Origin of the sequence: Enterobacter sp. 120016 (assembly GCF_018383635.1) — a bacterium.
Classification (GTDB): domain Bacteria; phylum Pseudomonadota; class Gammaproteobacteria; order Enterobacterales; family Enterobacteriaceae; genus Enterobacter; species Enterobacter asburiae_D.
The window spans coordinates 82,083-99,013 of the sequence record NZ_JAHAWC010000002.1 but is presented as its reverse complement, the minus strand read 5'-3'; the positions used below and the strand labels follow the sequence as shown (position 1 = coordinate 99,013).

The window sequence follows — 16,931 nt, the reverse complement described above, 5'->3', positions numbered from 1 at the left end:
TGTCTCTCTGTGTAGGGTTGTTGTGTTTAGAGGACGATCTCGCGCTGGCTGCGCAGTGACTCCAGCGCTTTATCCGCAAGGTACAGCGCACGTTCACCATCATCGCCGCTGCAGTCAGGCACCGCTTCGCCGCGCAGGACCGCAACAAAGTGTTCCCATTCCGCGGCGTAAGCGGATTTGTAGCGCTGCAGGAAGAAGTGTTCCGGCAGCGCGCTGGTGCAGCCCTGTTTGCCGTAGTGCTGCACCTGGTTTTCAAGAATATTGCCCGCGCACAGCAGCCCTTCGGAGCCGTGCAGCTCCAGGCGCTGGTCGTAGCCGTAAGATGAACGGCGGCTGTTGACGATGGTCGCCATCGCGCCGGAGGCATATTTCAGAACGATAAACGCGGTATCGATATCCCCCGCCTCGCCAATCGCCGGATCCACCAGGTTGCTGCCCTGGGCATACACCGACACCGGCTCTTCGCCCATGATGAAGCGGGCCATGTCAAAGTCATGAATGGTCATATCGCGGAACATGCCGCCGGAGACGCGCACGTACTCCGCAGGCGGCGGAGACGGATCGCGGGAGATGATGAGCAGCGATTCCGGTTTGCCGATGCGCCCGGCCTGCACGTCGGTTTTCACGCGGCGAAACTGCGGGTCAAAGCGGCGGTTAAAGCCGATAAACAGCGGCACGTCGTACTCTTTGACCACCTTCAGGCAGTCGCGCACGCGGGCGAGGTCAAGGTGTACCGGCTTTTCACAGAAGATGGCCTTGCCGTGGCGGGCGGCCATTTCAATCAGATCCGCGTGGGTATCGGTGGCGGAGGCGATCAGCACGGCGTGAACGTTAGGGTCGGTCATCGCCTCGCTCAGGCTTTGCTGGCGGGCCTGATACTGCGCGGCGAGACGGGTGGCAAATTCCTGATTCGGGTCAACCACGGACCAGAGGGTGGTCGCGCCGTGGCTGGCGATGTTAGCTGCATGTACCTGGCCAATTCGGCCAGCGCCCAGTAAAGCAATGTTAAACATAACGGCTCCCGGTGTTGGTGAATGCTGTGAACTAACGACCCTATAAATAAAACATTTATTTCATTTTTATAAATAGTGAAAATTATGTTTTTGAGTGTGGGTTAACACTTTTGAGACGAATGAGATAAATTTTGTTATCAATCTCACAACATGGCGGGAGGGATGCCCCTCCATTACAAAGGGGCGAGGGAGAAAAAACCGCACCGATCCGTCCCCTCTCCCTGAGGGAGAGGGTTAGGGTGAGGGGAAAAATCAAAATGAAATGAAAATTTCGTTACGAAGAGAAAACTCAATACTGACGGGCTTTTTTCACCTGCGCCTGGGTGTGCTCCGCGGCCTCACGCACGGCAGAAGATTCCGCTACCTGCGCGTCACCGGTTCGCCACCATGAGGCATAGTCGTGGGTCATGGTTTTCGGCAGTACCTTGATGTCCAGCAGCGTCGGGCCCGGATGCGCCCTTGATGCCTCTAGCGCCGCCAGCAGGCTTTGCTCATCGTTCACCCGCCACGCGCGGCAGCCGTAGCTTTCCGCGTTTTGCGCAAAGTCGACCTTAACCAGCGGCCCGTCAAGCCGCCCGGTTTCCGGGTTGCGCCGACGGTTTTCCGTGCCAAAGCTGCCCATGCCGTGCCCCATCTGCAGGTTGTTAATGCAGCCGAAGCTGGCGTTATCAAACAGCAGAACGGTGATCTTAATGCCCTCCTGAACGGCGGTTTGCAGCTCGGAGTGCAGCATCATGTAGGAGCCATCCCCCACCATGGCGTACACCGGCAGTTCGGGTCTGGCGAGCTTCGCGCCGAGGGCCGCCGCTATCTCGTAGCCCATGCAGGAGTAGCCGTACTCCAGGTGATAGCTGTCCGGCGTCTTGACCTGCCAGAGACGCTGTAAATCGCCCGGCAGCGAACCGGCCGCGCCCACCACAATGGCGTTATCTTCAATATGCTGGTTGATCAGCCCCAGCACCCGCGTCTGGGTCAGCCGGGTGTTGAGCGCCTCGCCGTATTCCGCCAGCTGCGCGTCCAGGTGCCCCGCCACTTCGGGCGCGTCGTCAGGGCGCCACTGGCGATCCCACAGGCGGCGGCACTCGTCGCGCCAGGCGGACTTCGCCTCGGCGATCGCCTCTCCCCAGCCGCTGCGATACTCCTTGAGCAAGTGGGTTAATGCCTGCAGCCCGGTTTGGGCATCGGCAATTAGCGCGGTCGCGTCCAGCTTCAGGGCGTCAAACTCGGCCACGTTCAGCAGCAGGAATTCGACGTCCGGGTGGGAAAAGAGCGCCTTGGAGCCGGTGGTAAAGTCGGTCAGGCGCGTGCCGACGCCGATCACTAAGTCAGCCTGTGGCGCGAGCCGGTTGGCGGCCATGCCGCCCGTCACCCCTACGCCGCCCAGGTTAAGTGGGTGGTCACTCACCAGCGCCCCCTTTCCAGCCTGGGTTTCGGCAAACGGCAGCCGCAGCGTCTCGACAAACTCGCGAAACGCCTCATGCGCGCCGGAATAGCGCACGCCGCCGCCGCACACCACCAGCGGACGACGCTTGCGGGCGATCAGCGCCCGCGCCTGCGCCAGACGCTGCGGGTCAGGCGGACGGCGCTCAATGTGGTGCACGCGACGCGCGAAGAAGCTCAGCGGGTAGTCCCAGGCTTCCCCCTGCACGTCCTGCGGCAGGCAGATAGTCACCGCGCCGGTATTCGCGGGGTCAGTAAGCGTTCGCATCGCGCTTAGCATGGCGCTCATCAACTGCTCGGGGCGGTTAATGCGGTCCCAGTAGCGGGAGACCGGACGGAAGCAGTCGTTAGTGCTGATGCTGAGATCGTGATACTGCTCGATCTGCTGCAGCACCGGGTCCGGCTGGCGGCTGGCGTAGATATCGCCCGGCAGCAGCAGCAGCGGGATGCGGTTTGCCGTGGCGGTGGCCGCCGCCGTTACCATATTGGCGGCGCCCGGCCCGACGGAGGAGGTGACGGCAAAAATGCGCTGACGGCGGTGCTGTTTGGCGAACCCCGTCGCCATATGGGCAATGCCCTGCTCGTTGCAGCCCTGCATCACCTGCAGATGGCCCGGGTCCTGCTCCAGCGCCTGGCCGATACCCAGTACGTTGCCGTGCCCAAAGATGGTGGCCACGCCCTCCACGAAGGGCGTTTCGTTGCCGTCCACGCTGACGTACTGTTGATTCAGGAACCGGACCAGCGCCTGGGCCATGGTCATACGTTCGGTTTGCATAAAACCTCCTGTCAGCCCAGCGTCGGCATGGAGAACGCAGCGCCTGTCTCCTGCTGCATTTCCGGCCAGCGCGCGGTGATGGTTTTCATTCGGGTGTAGAAGCGCACGCCGTCGCTGCCGTGGACGTTGAGCGCGCCAAAAATCGAGCGCTTCCAGCCGCCGAAGCTGTGGAACGCCATCGGCACCGGGATCGGCACGTTGACCCCCACCATGCCCGCCTGCACCTCTTCGCAGAAGCGGCGCGCGCAGCCGCCGTCGCGGGTGAAGATCGCCGAGCCATTACCATATGCATGGTGGTTAATCAGATCCACCGCGCTGGCGTAATCTGCTACGCGCACCACAGAAAGCACCGGGCCGAAGATCTCTTCTTTATAGATGGTCATCTCCGGGGTGACGTTATCGAACAGCGACGGCCCGACGAAGTAGCCCTGCTCGTGCCCCTTCACGCTGAAGCCGCGACCGTCCACGCGCAGTTTCGCTCCCTGCGACTCGCCACTGTCGATGTAGCCCAGCACCTTGCTGCGGTGCACGGAGGAGATGAGCGGCCCCATTTCGTTTTCCGGCGACTGGTCCAGGCCCGGCCCGACGCGCAGCGCGGCAATCTGTTTCTCCAGCCGGGCGCAGAGGTCATCGGCGGTTTTATCTCCCACCGCCAGCACCACCGAGAGCGCCATGCAGCGTTCCCCCGCCGCGCCGTAGGCCGCGCCCATGATGGCGTTGGTCGCCATCTCCATGTCGGCGTCCGGCATCAGGATGCAATGGTTTTTCGCGCCGCCCAGCGCCTGACAGCGCTTACCGTGGGCGGACGCGGTCTGGTAAATGTATTCCGCAATCGGCGTGGAGCCGACAAAGCTCACCGCCTGCACGCGCGGGTCGGTCAGGAGCACGTCAACGGACTCTTTATCGCCCTGCACCACGTTGAACACGCCGTCCGGCAGGCCGGCCTCTTTCAGCAGCTGCGCCAGCGCGAGCGCCAGAGAAGGATCTTTTTCCGACGGCTTCAGCACGAAGGTGTTGCCGGTCGCCAGCGCAATCGGGAACATCCACATCGGCACCATCGCCGGGAAGTTAAACGGCGTGATCCCGGCGCAGACCCCGAGCGGCTGCATCAGCGAGTGGCTGTCGACGCCGGTACCGACGTTCGCCGAGTGTTCGCCCTTTTGCAGATGCGGGATGCCGCAGGCAAACTCCACCACCTCCAGACCGCGGGTCAGTTCACCCACCGCGTCGGAGAAGACCTTGCCGTGCTCTTCGCTGATAATGCGGGCCAGGCGGTCCATGTTCTCTTCCAGCAGCGCCTTGAAGCGGAACATCACGCGCGCGCGCTTAAGCGGAGCATGGCGCGCCCACGCCGGAAACGCCTGCTGCGCGGCGGCAATCGCCTGTTCGGTTTCCCGCGCCGTACTCATCACCACCTGGCGGATCTGCTCGCCGGTGGCCGGGTTGAAGATCGCCTGAACGCGCTGGCCTGAACCGGTGACACATTCGCCGTGAATAAAATTCGCTACCGTCTCCATCCTTAACCTCTCGCTGTTGATACGTGACTGTTACCTGAACACTGTGTACTGAACACTATATATGAAACAAATATTCCATTTTAAGTTGAAATAAAATAAATGATGATTATTGTGATCAAGGATGGATTTTTATGTTAACAGCCAACAACACTGACGCAGCGTGCGCTATTAAGGGATTTCGGGCGAGGAAATGACTGAAGTTTCTGTTTCATTTTTGCTGCCAGATGGATGGCCGACATTTAAAAGACGCGGTTTTGCGTTTAGAATCATAAGACTGTACTTGGGGGATAAGATGACGACAGCAACCAGCCTGAACGAACTGCAGCAGCAAATCCGCGATCGCTACGATAGCCTGAGCAAGAGGCTGCAGCAGGTCTCCCGCTACGTGCTGGATAACACCAACAGCGTGGCCTTTGATACGGTTGCCGTCATTGCCGAGCGCGCCGACGTGCCGCCCTCGACGCTGATCCGCTTTGCCAACGCCTTTGACTTCACCGGCTTCAACGAAATGAAACAGCTGTTTCGCATGAACCTGGTGGAGGAGACCGCCAGCTACAGCGACCGCGCCCGGCTGTTCCGCGAAATGGAGAGCGAGGCCGTCCCGGAAACGCCGCTCGATATCCTGCAGGAGTTCGCTCGTTCAAACGCCCAGGCGCTGCAGCAGCTGGCCGCCCGCGCCGAACCGGAGATGCTGGAGCGTGCGGTACAGCTGCTGGCCGACGCCGACACCATCTACATCGCCGGACTGCGCCGCTCCTTTAGCGTCGCCGCGTATCTGACCTACGCCCTGAGCCACCTGGAGTGTCGCCCTATCCTGCTCGACGGGATGGGCGGGATGCTGCGCGAGCAGATCAGCCGCATTAAGGCGCGCGACATCGTGGTGTCGATCAGCTTCTCGCCGTACGCGGAAGAGACAGTGATGGTCAGCGAAACCGCCGCCAGCGTCGGCGCGCGGCAGATCGTGATTACGGACAGCCAGATAAGCCCGCTCGCGACGTTCAGCGATCTCTGCTTTGTGGTGAAAGAGGCGCAGGTGGATGCGTTCCGGTCTCAGTCGGCGACGCTGTGCCTGGTGCAGTCGCTGGTGGTGGCGCTGGCGTATCGGCTGGGTGGCGGGGAGAAATAGCCCCAGGTGGGCCGGGTAAGGCATAGCCAATACCCGACCGCCTCAAGAGCATCAGCCAGACATTAACGGCTCCTTATCTCGGGGCAATCAGAATAACTGACGGAAGAGAGGGCATTCAGACGTTGCCCCGTAATCTGTAACACCCGCAGTAAAAGCATGATGCCGCGGCGGGTATCAGGATCGTTGAGCATGGCAAACACCTGCCGAAGCGAAATATCCCCTTCCCGGTTAATTTGCTCTCCCCAGGCCATGCGTAGCGCGGTTCCCCCTTCCCAACCGACGGTTACCACATCTTCAAATACGCCAGCCAGCTTTTCGACCATCGCGCTGTCGGTCATTTCCAGCATGTCTGCTGCTAAGGCCAGCAAATCAACCAGATTATTCAGGCGATTGCCTGCCATCAGCGGGGCAAGGCTTTTAAGTAACTGTTCCTGTTCACTCATCAGAACATCCCCCTCACGACACCCCAATAGAGACCACGGTTAAAACCGTTTCGCAGCATGCCGCCGAGTTTCGTCGCAGGCATGGGCGTCACGTCATTGCGATAGTCATACACCAACGGCATACCGGCCCAGAGCCCCATCTGCGCAACGGCCTGAACCCGTCCATCATAATGGTTACCGCTTCCGGGCGGTCTGCCGTACAGCTCCGCCACAATGTTATCGGCAACGATCGGCGCCTGGTTGTGGCACGATCCCCCGGCTTTACTGATCGGGAGGTCAACGGTATCGCCGATCACATACACCCCTTCCAGGCCGTAGACGCCCAGCGTTTGGTGATCCGTCGGCAGCCAGCCTTCACCGTTCTGAACCTCACTGAGCCCAGTATTACGCACCGCTTTGACCGCCCTGATGGGAGGCGTTGCCATCAGGATGTCGAAGTTCTGCGAGTCGCCCTCGGCGGAATAGGCAATTTTGCTGTCAGGATCGACATGGCTTAAGGTAAAGCCGCGCTGGTGCTGTATCCCTTTGGCAGCAAAAATATCGCCCAGCGCCTCCCCAACCGGACGCTGCAGGAACAGGCAGTTTCGCAGCAGCTGCGCTACTGTCGGATAGGTATAAACAATCTCAACCTGATTACGTACGCCGCGCTGGCGCAGATAGTCGTCAACCATCAGCGTGGTTTCAATGGGGGCGATGCCGCACTGATGGGGAACATTCGGCGTTTCCGGGAAAGAGACGGTAATAAATATTCGCCCCTTTTTAATGGTGGAGAGCTTATGCGCTAATTGTCTTGCCGCCGCGTATTGATAAAAATGGTCGCCCGCTTCGGCAAGGCCAGGGATTTTTTGCGGGAAAGGCGAGCAGCCGGTTGCGATAACCAGCAGATCCCAGTCGTAATGTTGCTTACTGGCACCGTACAGTCGACGCTGTTTAAAATCGAACGACTCAATCTTATCGGTAATAAATCGAATTTCCGGACTCAGTAACTGCCGTTCAGGCCGGGCCAGCTCATGATGATGGAAGAGGTTAAACGCGACGTACATAAACGCGGGTTTGTAGTAATGCACCGGTGATTCGGAAATCAGTACCAGCTCTACCTGACCGGCAGCAATTTCACGCCGTAATTTTCTGGCCAGCAGGTTGGCAACAATGGTTCCTCCCGTGCCGCCGCCGACAATCATTATGCGGTTTTTCATTCCTTTATTCGCTCATGGTAGTGAATGGGAATTCACGTAACCAGACCGCTTTACTGTTACGCTCAGCTAAAGGGTAGTAACAGAGTAATATTCCGCAATACAACTTTTAACGAGAAATTTAATTTTGACAATCACATCATCATTTATAATGTACGCTACAAAATATAATTTATATCCCTATAACGTAGTCTCTTGCTGAGGTCTCTTTTTATCACCATTATTCGCCAAAGAGCAGCTTTGTGTACTTTTTAGATAGCGCCCCGGAGCGCTGTCCGTTCGCGCCATAATAGCGATCTTCACGGCACAGTCGTTCCTTCACATCGCAGAAAATGCCGTTGGCAAAGGTGAATTCAGTCAGATCGACATTGCTCGACGTGAACACCTCGTTTGCAGCAGCCTTCTTACCGAGATACGTCTCTGTTAACTCGCGGGATAATCCCTTGTCATTGGCGCATACATATCGGTCGCAGAGCACGCCCGATACTGGCGACTTGAGCCTGGCGGGGGTCCTGGCCTGAGCGGACATGGCGGACACGGCCAGCAGCGCGGCCACAGAGCATGCGAGTATTGACTTATTCAAGATGATAATCTCCGTTGGTTAATGAGTGCCAGCTTTGCACCGGGCGCGGTGGAACCATGATGAGGGTGAAAAACCCTGGATGGTTCTGGGTTTCAACAGGAAATGCCTCGTTTAGCTTTTTGGTGACCTAACAGTTGTCGAAAGTTCGGCTCCGAGTTAATTGTAAGGGCCCTATCCAGGTGAGTCATGCGATTTTAGAAACCTGAACTACTATGCTCTAAACGGAGTGGGCTTGTGGGGCGGGTCCGCTCTGAGCGAGGAGCGGACATCGACTTTAAAAAAACACCAGAGTAGACAGGAATGACAGTTATGATCCAGAATGAATCCCTACTAACTCTTTGACTAAGATGATGATAAGTGTTCATTTGATGATAATTAACATGTTTTTTTAATAATTAAAGCTAACATGATAATTTAACGAATGATCTTTTCTTTCTGAACAATAAACCTAGAGCAAACTAAATGACATCACCAGAACTTAATGCCATAGGGTTGATTTCGAATATCCTTGGTGTGATTTTGATTTTTTTCTTTGGATTACCACAGCCCTCTCATGATGAGGGAGTTTCGCTGGGATTGGAAGATAATACGCGATTGAATGATGGAACTACTGTTAAACAAAGGAATTTAAAAATAAAAAGAAGGAAGTTTATTTATAAATCTTTCGCGTGCTTAGCTTTAGTATTAATGCTCACGGGGTTCACATTGCAATTCTTGTCAATCCTACCTGACTTGCAAAAATTTAAGTGACTCGTAACAAACTGCAGGCCCACATTTAACAAATGGCAGATAGAATAATTTAAGGATATAGTCTGGTCAAGTTAAATGTGGGTGCTTTTTATTTTACATTAATATATTTTTAATTTAAAAAGCCCAAATCCAGACACTTTTTATAGCTGTTGGGATGAAGATCTTCAAGGTCTTTTAAAAAACCTTTATCAAGTGTTAAAATCAAAGCATCTGGCATATTTAAAGAAATAACTATTAGGAAGTCAAATATGTCATTTTTTCGTAATTTACGACCATTTTTATATGCATCCTCAACCTTGCTCATTAGAAAACTCAACGAATTCTCAGTAAGCCCGAAAACGCCAGAAAGACCTTTCTCCATTTCTTTCAGGTAGTTATCAACTACTGATTTGTGTTTTTGTTTGGAAGCAAGGGATATTGGATTATCTATATATTTTTTAAACTTTTTATCAAAATTATCATTTTCTAAACTATCATGCAGATTTTTGATGCTGTCTTGGCTTCTGGATATTTTAACTGTGTCAGTTTTAATCATATGATAGTTTACATGAAAACCATTTAGGAGTCCGATAAGTATGGTTTCAAAAGCGTTCAACGCTGATTGCTGCTCATTTCCATTAATATATCCATCCCGCAACTCAACTTTAAAGAAATCTAAAATAAATTCCATATTAGATTCAAGTAGAGTCTGCACAAGCTCAAGTTGACTCTGATTTTGTACGTTGTTATCAAACTTATATCCATCTTCTCTAATAACCTCAAACAAACCAGAGACAACCAGTATGAGTATGAACCTATAGAATTCAGCCTCTCTAGATATTTTTAGTGTTCTAACATTATCAATAATATCTTTTACTTCGTCTATTTTGTTTGCAAAATGCAACCTATAAAGAAATCCATTTGAGATTGGAGTATGACCAATGCTAATTAGCTCAATGCTTTCGTTTATGATTGGGCTAATGCATTTTTTTATAGAGTCTAAGTCATTGTGATATTTAGAGATAACTTCTATAAGTGATGGTGTCGTAATGGATAATTTAAATTGATCTATAGGGGAGTTAATAACTTTTTGGTTTGGCGATAGACCAACTAGCGAGTAAAGAATATTTGTATCAATTATCATCCTGCTCATATAAACTCTCCTTTTTGAATGGTTGATTATTGTTATATCACATATCAATGCGCATTAGCAGAGTGATTGTCTTGTAACGTCCGCTCCTGGCACGGAGCGGACATTAAGATCAACCGCTGATGCGATCAGCTTTATTTTTCGCGAAAGAAAAAATGCACTTTCCCTTGCTGTAATACAACGGCAGGTAAACCCTTATCTTCTTTGGGTGAGAGGTAGATAATTACCCACGCTGGAAGATGGCGGCTAACTTGTTGCATGAAGGCATAATTCATACGCTGATTTTTTGCATCCGATTGTCCGGCACTGTTTATAAATACCGGGCTGAGGTGACTTCCATTTAACCCATCGTGCCTTACGAGATAACTTTTCCCGGTCGCATTCGCACCTATGAAGTCAGGAGTACGAACAATTTTTTCTGCGTCGTGGAAGCTGGTGTAGAAGCCGCAGGTCGGACTATTCTGGCTTGCAGGATCATAATATCCATTTTTTGGAAGCTCACATCCCGCATCTTTATCTGCAAATTTTACGACCAGATAGCGGGATTCATTGGTCTGAAACACGTATTTTCCTAACCAGTTATTATATCCCTCTCCCTTACGGACATCGCCATGTTTGCGTTTAGATTCTTTTAAGGTCGCTAGCACAGCAGATTCAATTTTATCTGAGAGCACCAGTGATGCCGCCTCGGGGGTAGGGGCCAATTCAGTAGGGATCCACGCCAGAATTCCATCGGTTTGCCACTCTTCCACGCCCATACCCGTTGGTCGATACTGCAGTAACGGGGTTAAAGGCAATGACGCTTCATTTAATTTATCATTTTCCACTATCGGAAAAGTAAAATCGTAATCCGTGCGGCTGAACATTTCGCTTTGAGAGTGGCTGACCTGGGCATCGCTAAAAGGATCCATACCCGATGCATTGCTGATATTCCAGGCGATGCTATGTTCAGCGTGGTATGTGTACGTCTTTGCAGAATTGTCGCGAACGCCTGAGCAGGCCGTCAGTAGCAGAGTTGTAAACACAATTGAAAGTGATCTCGATAACAAACTATTCATTCATACTTCCCGTTGTTTAATCATACGAAACTAATATCGGCAACACCGGCCAATAGCTTAATTTTTATGGGTATATAAAAAAGGGAGGTTGGCTGGAAACCTTTCAAAAAGAATAAACTGGAACGACAGTCGCTCGGGAAGCGGACGAACTCACTGAGCGGAGGTTCTGCTGAGAGCGAGAAGCGATCGTGATTGTTGCCGCTGACAGGTGGCAAAGATGCCAAAATTGGGCGTGGTGATTCAGTGAGTCGTAGGATAAATTCAGGGTTCAATTTCAGATAATTAAGGAAGCAGGTATGTCGCAGAATTTATCGGGAATTGACGTTTTGTTTTTCGCTGGGTTTGGGCCCATCTCGCAGAACGCTCAAGTCAGTTCCGGGTTTTATGTACAGGTACTCGGTCTGCCGCTTAAGCCAATGGAGGGTAACGGCGATTATCTGCTATCGGAAAACAGGCTGAAGGGTGTTAAGCATTTTGCCGTCTGGCCGTTATCACAGGCCGCCACTTCATGTTTTGGCTCTGAGGAGTGGCCAGCCGAACACCCAATCCCGCAGGGATGGATTGAATATGAGGTTCAGGATCTCGATTCCGCTACCCGTATCTTAAGTGAGAAGGGGTATCGCCTGCTGGTGGCTAACCGCACAGAGCCCTGGGGGCAAACTGTGACTCGTCTGCTTAGCCCTGAAGGATTGCTCACAGGGCTTACGATAACACCCTGGCTTCGTGGATAAACATCCGTCCGCTTCTGGAACAGAGCAGATACAGAAGCATGATGTCCGCTGTGAGCGAGCCTTTCATATTTGTACGATTCACTCTCTGGCCTGATCTGACGTATGTATCATAGATACAGGAATTCACTAGCATGATCGGAGATTGCATATGCTGATATATAACGTTTTTGGACGTCATATTGGCGTTCAACGTAAGCATGATCGGTGGCTGGTATTTCGTGCTGACCTGACGGAGAGAAAGTTTTCTCGACTCTATGACATCGCTATTCCAGACGATATGACTGAAGGCGAGATTGCCGACTGGCTGGGTGACATTTTCCATGAAGCCGCAACCGAGCGTTTTCCAAATGTGGAACGTATTGAATAAGGATTTAATGGATAGCCTTACATTGCGCCCGCTCCTGACACTAACCTGACATGATGTTGCCAGCCATGGCCCAAAAAAAAGCCCGCAATCCGCGGGCTTAGAGATAATTTAGAACCTGTTACTACCAGACGTTTCCGGTTGGGAAATCATTCCCACTCGATCGTAGCCGGTGGCTTACCGCTGATGTCATACACCACGCGGGAAATACCGTTCACTTCGTTGATAATGCGGTTAGACACGCGGCCTAAGAAGTCATACGGCAGGTGCGCCCAGTGCGCGGTCATGAAGTCGATGGTTTCCACCGCACGCAGGGAGACAACCCAGTCGTACTTGCGGCCATCGCCCATTACGCCGACGGAGCGAACCGGCAGGAACACGGTGAACGCCTGGCTCACTTTGTTGTACAGGTCAGCTTTGTGCAGCTCTTCGATGAAAATCGCGTCCGCGCGACGCAGCAGGTCGCAGTACTCTTTCTTCACTTCGCCCAGCACGCGCACGCCCAGACCCGGACCCGGGAACGGGTGACGGTAGAGCATGTCGTACGGCAGACCCAGTTCCAGACCGATCTTGCGCACTTCGTCTTTGAACAGTTCACGCAGCGGTTCAACCAGGCCCATCTTCATCTCTTTCGGCAGGCCGCCCACGTTGTGGTGAGATTTGATGACGTGTGCTTTACCGGTTGCGGAAGCCGCAGACTCGATCACGTCAGGGTAGATAGTGCCCTGCGCCAGCCACTTCACGTCTTCCAGCTTCAGCGCTTCTTCGTCGAACACTTCCACGAACACGCGGCCGATGATCTTACGTTTCGCTTCCGGATCGTTCTCGCCTTTCAGCGCGTCAAGGAAGCGCTGCTCGCCTTCCACGTGAATGATGTTCAGACCGAAGTGGTCACCGAACATGTCCATCACCTGCTGGGCTTCGTTCAGACGCAGCAGACCGTTGTCCACGAACACGCAGGTCAGGTTTTTGCCGATGGCGCGGTGCAGCAGCATCGCGGTCACGGAGGAGTCCACGCCGCCGGAAAGGCCGAGGATCACTTTGTCATTGCCAACCTGCTGGCGGATACGCTCAACGGCGTCGTCGATGATTTTTGCCGGGGTCCACAGGGCTTCACACTGGCAGATGTCACGGACGAAGCGCTCCAGCATGCGCATACCCTGACGGGTGTGGGTCACTTCCGGGTGGAACTGCACGCCGTAGAAGCGTTTTTCTTCGTTCGCCATGATGGCGAACGGGCAGCTTTCGGTGCTGGCAACGGTCACGAAGTCAGACGGGATGGCGGTAACTTTGTCACCGTGGCTCATCCACACGTCCAGCAGCGGTTTGCCGTCTGCGGTCAGGGAGTCTTCGATACCGCGCACCAGCGCGCTGTCGGTGACGACTTCTACCTGCGCATAGCCAAACTCGCGCTCGTTGGAGCCTTCTACGTGGCCGCCCAGCTGCATTGCCATGGTCTGCATACCGTAGCACACGCCGAATACCGGCACGCCAGCTTCGAAAACGTACTGCGGCGCGCGCGGGCTGTTCGCTTCGGTGGTGCTTTCCGGGCCGCCGGACAGGATGATGCCGCTTGGATTGAATTCGCGAATCTGTGCTTCCGTGACATCCCACGCCCACAGCTCACAGTAAACGCCCAGTTCACGTACGCGACGCGCCACCAGCTGAGTGTACTGAGAACCGAAGTCCAGGATGAGAATGCGATGTTTATGAATGTTTTCCGTCATTGACGCTAATTCCGAGGCAAGTGAAACAAAAACAGAGCGCCCGGCAGAAGCCGGGCGCGGAAACTTATCAGGAGCCCAGACGGTAGTTCGGGGACTCTTTGGTGATCGTCACGTCGTGAACGTGGCTCTCCTGGATACCCGCACCGCTGATGCGTACGAATTCCGCTTTAGTACGCAGCAGGTCAATGGTACCACAGCCGGTCAGACCCATACAGGAGCGCAGGCCGCCCATCTGCTGGTGAATGATCTCTTTCAGACGGCCTTTATAGGCAACGCGACCTTCGATACCTTCCGGTACCAGTTTGTCAGCGGCGTTATCGGTCTGGAAGTAACGGTCGGAGGAACCTTTGGACATCGCGCCCAGGGAGCCCATACCGCGGTAGGATTTGTAAGAACGGCCCTGGTAGAGTTCGATTTCGCCCGGGGATTCTTCGGTACCGGCCAGCATGGAGCCTACCATCACGGCAGCGGCGCCAGCGGCGATCGCTTTAGCGATGTCGCCAGAGAAGCGGATACCGCCGTCGGCGATAACCGGAATACCGGTGCCTTCCAGCGCTTCAACCGCGTCAGACACCGCGGTGATCTGTGGAACGCCCACGCCGGTAACGATACGGGTAGTACAGATGGAGCCAGGGCCGATACCCACTTTCACCGCGCTGCAGCCAGCGTCAGCCAGCGCGCGAGCGCCTGCGCCAGTGGCCACGTTGCCGCCGATGATCTGCAGGTCAGGGTATTTGGCACGGGTATCACGAATACGCTGCAGAACGCCTTCGGAGTGGCCGTGAGAGGAGTCAATCAGCAGGACGTCAACGCCCGCAGCGACCAGTGCGTCAACGCGCTCTTCATTACCGGCACCTGCACCAACCGCAGCGCCAACGCGCAGACGGCCATGCTCGTCTTTACAGGCGTTAGGTTTACGTTCTGCTTTCTGGAAATCTTTAACGGTGATCATGCCGCGCAGGTGGAAGCTGCTGTCAACAACCAGCGCTTTTTCAACGCGTTTTTCGTGCATTTTTGCCAGCACCACGTCGCGGGTTTCGCCTTCGCGAACGGTAACCAGACGCTCTTTTGGCGTCATGTACACGCTGACAGGCTGGTTCAGGTCAGTCACGAAACGTACGTCACGACCGGTGATGATACCGACCAGCTCGTTCTCTTCGGTCACAACCGGGTAACCGGCGAAGCCGTTACGTTCGGTCAGGGCCTTCACTTCGTGCAGCGTAGTGGTTGGCAGAACGGTCTGTGGGTCAGACACGATGCCGGATTCATGTTTCTTCACCAGGCGAACTTCTTCCGCCTGACGTTCGATAGACATGTTTTTGTGAATAAAGCCAATGCCACCTTCCTGTGCCAGGGCGATAGCCAGGCGCGCTTCAGTCACGGTGTCCATTGCCGCAGAGAGCATAGGAATGTTCAGGCGAATGGTTTTCGTCAACTGCGTGCTGAGATCGGCAGTATTCGGCAGAACGGTGGAGTGAGCGGGAACGAGGAGGACGTCGTCAAACGTCAGTGCTTCTTTAGCGATACGTAGCATGGGCAATATCTCTGACCTGGGTGGTTAAATATTGCCGTGGCATTATACAGAGCGTAACCGATTGCATCCACACTTTTTTAAAAAAAATGCTTGCGCTCACCTCTCAGCAGGTTACTATCGACTGAATAACTTGCTGATTTAGAATTTGATCCCGCTCACATGTTATCCTCTCAATCCCCCTCAATTTATACTGTCAGCCGCCTTAATCAGACGGTGCGTTTGCTGCTTGAGCAGGAAATGGGGCAGGTCTGGATCAGCGGTGAGATCTCTAACTTCACGCAGCCGTCCTCCGGACACTGGTACTTTACCTTAAAAGACGACACCGCTCAGGTGCGCTGCGCGATGTTCCGCAACAGCAACCGCCGCGTGACGTTCCGCCCTCAGCACGGCCAGCAGGTTCTGGTTCGCGCCAATATCACCCTGTATGAGCCGCGCGGCGATTATCAAATCATCGTCGAGAGCATGCAGCCAGCGGGCGAAGGGCTGCTGCAGCAGAAGTATGAACAGTTAAAAGCCAGGCTCTCTGCCGAGGGGCTGTTCGACCAGCAGTTCAAAAAACCTCTGCCCTCTCCTGCCCATTGCGTTGGGGTCATCACCTCGAAAACCGGTGCGGCACTGCACGATATCTTGCACGTACTGAAGCGTCGCGACCCTTCCCTGCCCGTCATCATCTACCCGACAGCCGTTCAGGGTGACGATGCGCCAGGCCAGATTGTGCGCGCCATTGAGCTGGCGAACGCCCGTCAGGAGTGCGACGTGCTCATCGTCGGGCGCGGCGGCGGCTCGCTGGAAGATTTATGGAGCTTTAACGACGAGCGCGTGGCGCGGGCAATCTTTGCAAGCCTTATCCCCGTGGTGAGCGCCGTCGGCCACGAAACGGACGTAACGATAGCCGATTTTGTGGCGGATCTGCGCGCGCCTACGCCGTCCGCGGCGGCGGAAGTGGTCAGCCGCAACCAGCTGGAACTGCTGCGTCAGATTCAGAACGGTCAGCAGCGCCTTGAGATGGCGATGGACTACTTCATTGCCAACCGTACCCGCCGCTTTACCCAGCTTCATCATCGACTTCAGCAGCAGCACCCGCAGCTGCGTCTGGCGCGTCAGCAGACCGTGCTTGAGCGTCTGCGCCAGCGCATGAACGTTGCGGTGGACGCGCAGCTCAAGCGCGCGGTATCGCGCCAGCAGCGCGCAACCCAGGGCCTGAACCAGCAGAACCCGCAGCCGAAAATTTATCGCGCGCAAACGCGTATCCAACAGCTGGAGTATCGTCTGGCGGAGACTGTCCGCGCGCGCCTGAGCACCACCCGCGAACGTTTTGGCAATGCGGTGACCCATCTTGAAGCGGTCAGCCCCCTCTCCACGCTGGCGCGCGGCTATAGCGTGACGACGGCGACGGACGGCAAAGTGCTGAAGGAAACTAAACAGGTGAATACCGGCGATGTGCTGACGACGCGTCTTTCAGACGGCTGGGTAGAAAGCGAAGTGAAATCAATTAAACCGGTGAAAAAGACGCGTCAGCGTAAAACCGGATAATTCTTCGCCGGTTAC

General features: G+C 54.5%; 14 protein-coding genes. 4 read left to right on the top strand and 10 right to left on the bottom strand.

Annotated elements, in window-relative coordinates:
• Positions 1 to 26: 26 nt before the first annotated feature.
• From iolG to KIF87_RS04720, 3 genes are all read right to left on the bottom strand, one after another.
• Positions 27 to 1,013 (bottom strand): inositol 2-dehydrogenase, encoded by a 987-nt coding sequence (gene iolG / locus KIF87_RS04730; RefSeq protein WP_148242429.1) that lies wholly within the window; start codon positions 1,011 to 1,013, stop codon positions 27 to 29.
• Between the two features lie 289 nt (positions 1,014 to 1,302).
• A complete protein-coding gene (iolD, locus tag KIF87_RS04725; RefSeq protein WP_213328070.1) occupies positions 1,303 to 3,228 on the bottom strand; it encodes a 3D-(3,5/4)-trihydroxycyclohexane-1,2-dione acylhydrolase (decyclizing) in 1,926 nt (641 codons plus the stop codon).
• An 11-nt stretch (positions 3,229 to 3,239) separates the two neighbouring features.
• Positions 3,240 to 4,745, bottom strand: a complete 1,506-nt coding sequence (locus KIF87_RS04720) for a CoA-acylating methylmalonate-semialdehyde dehydrogenase (RefSeq protein WP_213328069.1) — start codon at positions 4,743 to 4,745, stop codon at positions 3,240 to 3,242.
• Positions 4,746 to 5,037: 292 nt separating this feature from the next.
• Between KIF87_RS04720 and KIF87_RS04715 the strand changes: the two genes are divergently transcribed.
• Positions 5,038 to 5,871, top strand: a complete 834-nt coding sequence (locus tag KIF87_RS04715; RefSeq protein WP_023338648.1) for a MurR/RpiR family transcriptional regulator — start codon at positions 5,038 to 5,040, stop codon at positions 5,869 to 5,871.
• A gap of 62 nt (positions 5,872 to 5,933) precedes the next feature.
• On the opposite strand, the gene KIF87_RS04710 is transcribed toward KIF87_RS04715, so the two are convergent.
• The 5 genes from KIF87_RS04710 to KIF87_RS04690 form a co-directional block, all read right to left on the bottom strand.
• A complete protein-coding gene (locus KIF87_RS04710; RefSeq protein ID WP_213328068.1) occupies positions 5,934 to 6,314 on the bottom strand; it encodes a DUF1641 domain-containing protein in 381 nt (126 codons plus the stop codon).
• Positions 6,314 to 7,510, bottom strand: a complete 1,197-nt coding sequence (locus tag KIF87_RS04705; RefSeq protein ID WP_213328067.1) for an NAD(P)/FAD-dependent oxidoreductase — start codon at positions 7,508 to 7,510, stop codon at positions 6,314 to 6,316. Before KIF87_RS04705 ends, KIF87_RS04710 begins: the two co-directional genes overlap by 1 nt.
• A gap of 217 nt (positions 7,511 to 7,727) precedes the next feature.
• Positions 7,728 to 8,063 (bottom strand): YcgJ family protein, encoded by a 336-nt coding sequence (locus KIF87_RS04700; RefSeq protein WP_349628204.1) that lies wholly within the window; start codon positions 8,061 to 8,063, stop codon positions 7,728 to 7,730.
• An 886-nt stretch (positions 8,064 to 8,949) separates the two neighbouring features.
• A complete protein-coding gene (locus KIF87_RS04695; protein ID WP_213328066.1) occupies positions 8,950 to 9,972 on the bottom strand; it encodes a hypothetical protein in 1,023 nt (340 codons plus the stop codon).
• A 131-nt stretch (positions 9,973 to 10,103) separates the two neighbouring features.
• Positions 10,104 to 11,027: a hypothetical protein gene (locus KIF87_RS04690; protein WP_213328065.1), complete on the bottom strand. Its 924-nt coding sequence runs from the start codon at positions 11,025 to 11,027 to the stop codon at positions 10,104 to 10,106.
• Positions 11,028 to 11,323: 296 nt separating this feature from the next.
• On the opposite strand from KIF87_RS04690, the gene KIF87_RS04685 reads away from it, so the two are divergent.
• Positions 11,324 to 11,758: a VOC family protein gene (locus KIF87_RS04685; RefSeq protein WP_213328064.1), complete on the top strand. Its 435-nt coding sequence runs from the start codon at positions 11,324 to 11,326 to the stop codon at positions 11,756 to 11,758.
• A 148-nt stretch (positions 11,759 to 11,906) separates the two neighbouring features.
• Positions 11,907 to 12,125 carry a DUF7661 family protein gene (locus KIF87_RS04680; RefSeq protein ID WP_213328063.1) on the top strand — a complete coding sequence of 73 codons (219 nt, stop codon included), beginning with the start codon at positions 11,907 to 11,909 and terminating at the stop codon, positions 12,123 to 12,125.
• Between the two features lie 146 nt (positions 12,126 to 12,271).
• On the opposite strand, the gene guaA is transcribed toward KIF87_RS04680, so the two are convergent.
• Complete coding sequence (gene guaA, locus KIF87_RS04675; RefSeq protein ID WP_213328062.1) at positions 12,272 to 13,849, bottom strand: glutamine-hydrolyzing GMP synthase; 1,578 nt, start codon at positions 13,847 to 13,849, stop codon at positions 12,272 to 12,274.
• Between the two features lie 67 nt (positions 13,850 to 13,916).
• Positions 13,917 to 15,383, bottom strand: a complete 1,467-nt coding sequence (gene guaB, locus KIF87_RS04670; protein WP_029741666.1) for an IMP dehydrogenase — start codon at positions 15,381 to 15,383, stop codon at positions 13,917 to 13,919.
• A 159-nt stretch (positions 15,384 to 15,542) separates the two neighbouring features.
• Here guaB and xseA point away from each other — a divergent pair, with 159 nt between their 5' ends.
• Positions 15,543 to 16,916, top strand: coding sequence for an exodeoxyribonuclease VII large subunit (gene xseA, locus KIF87_RS04665; RefSeq protein ID WP_213328061.1), 1,374 nt, complete (start codon positions 15,543 to 15,545; stop codon positions 16,914 to 16,916).
• Positions 16,917 to 16,931 lie beyond the last annotated feature (15 nt).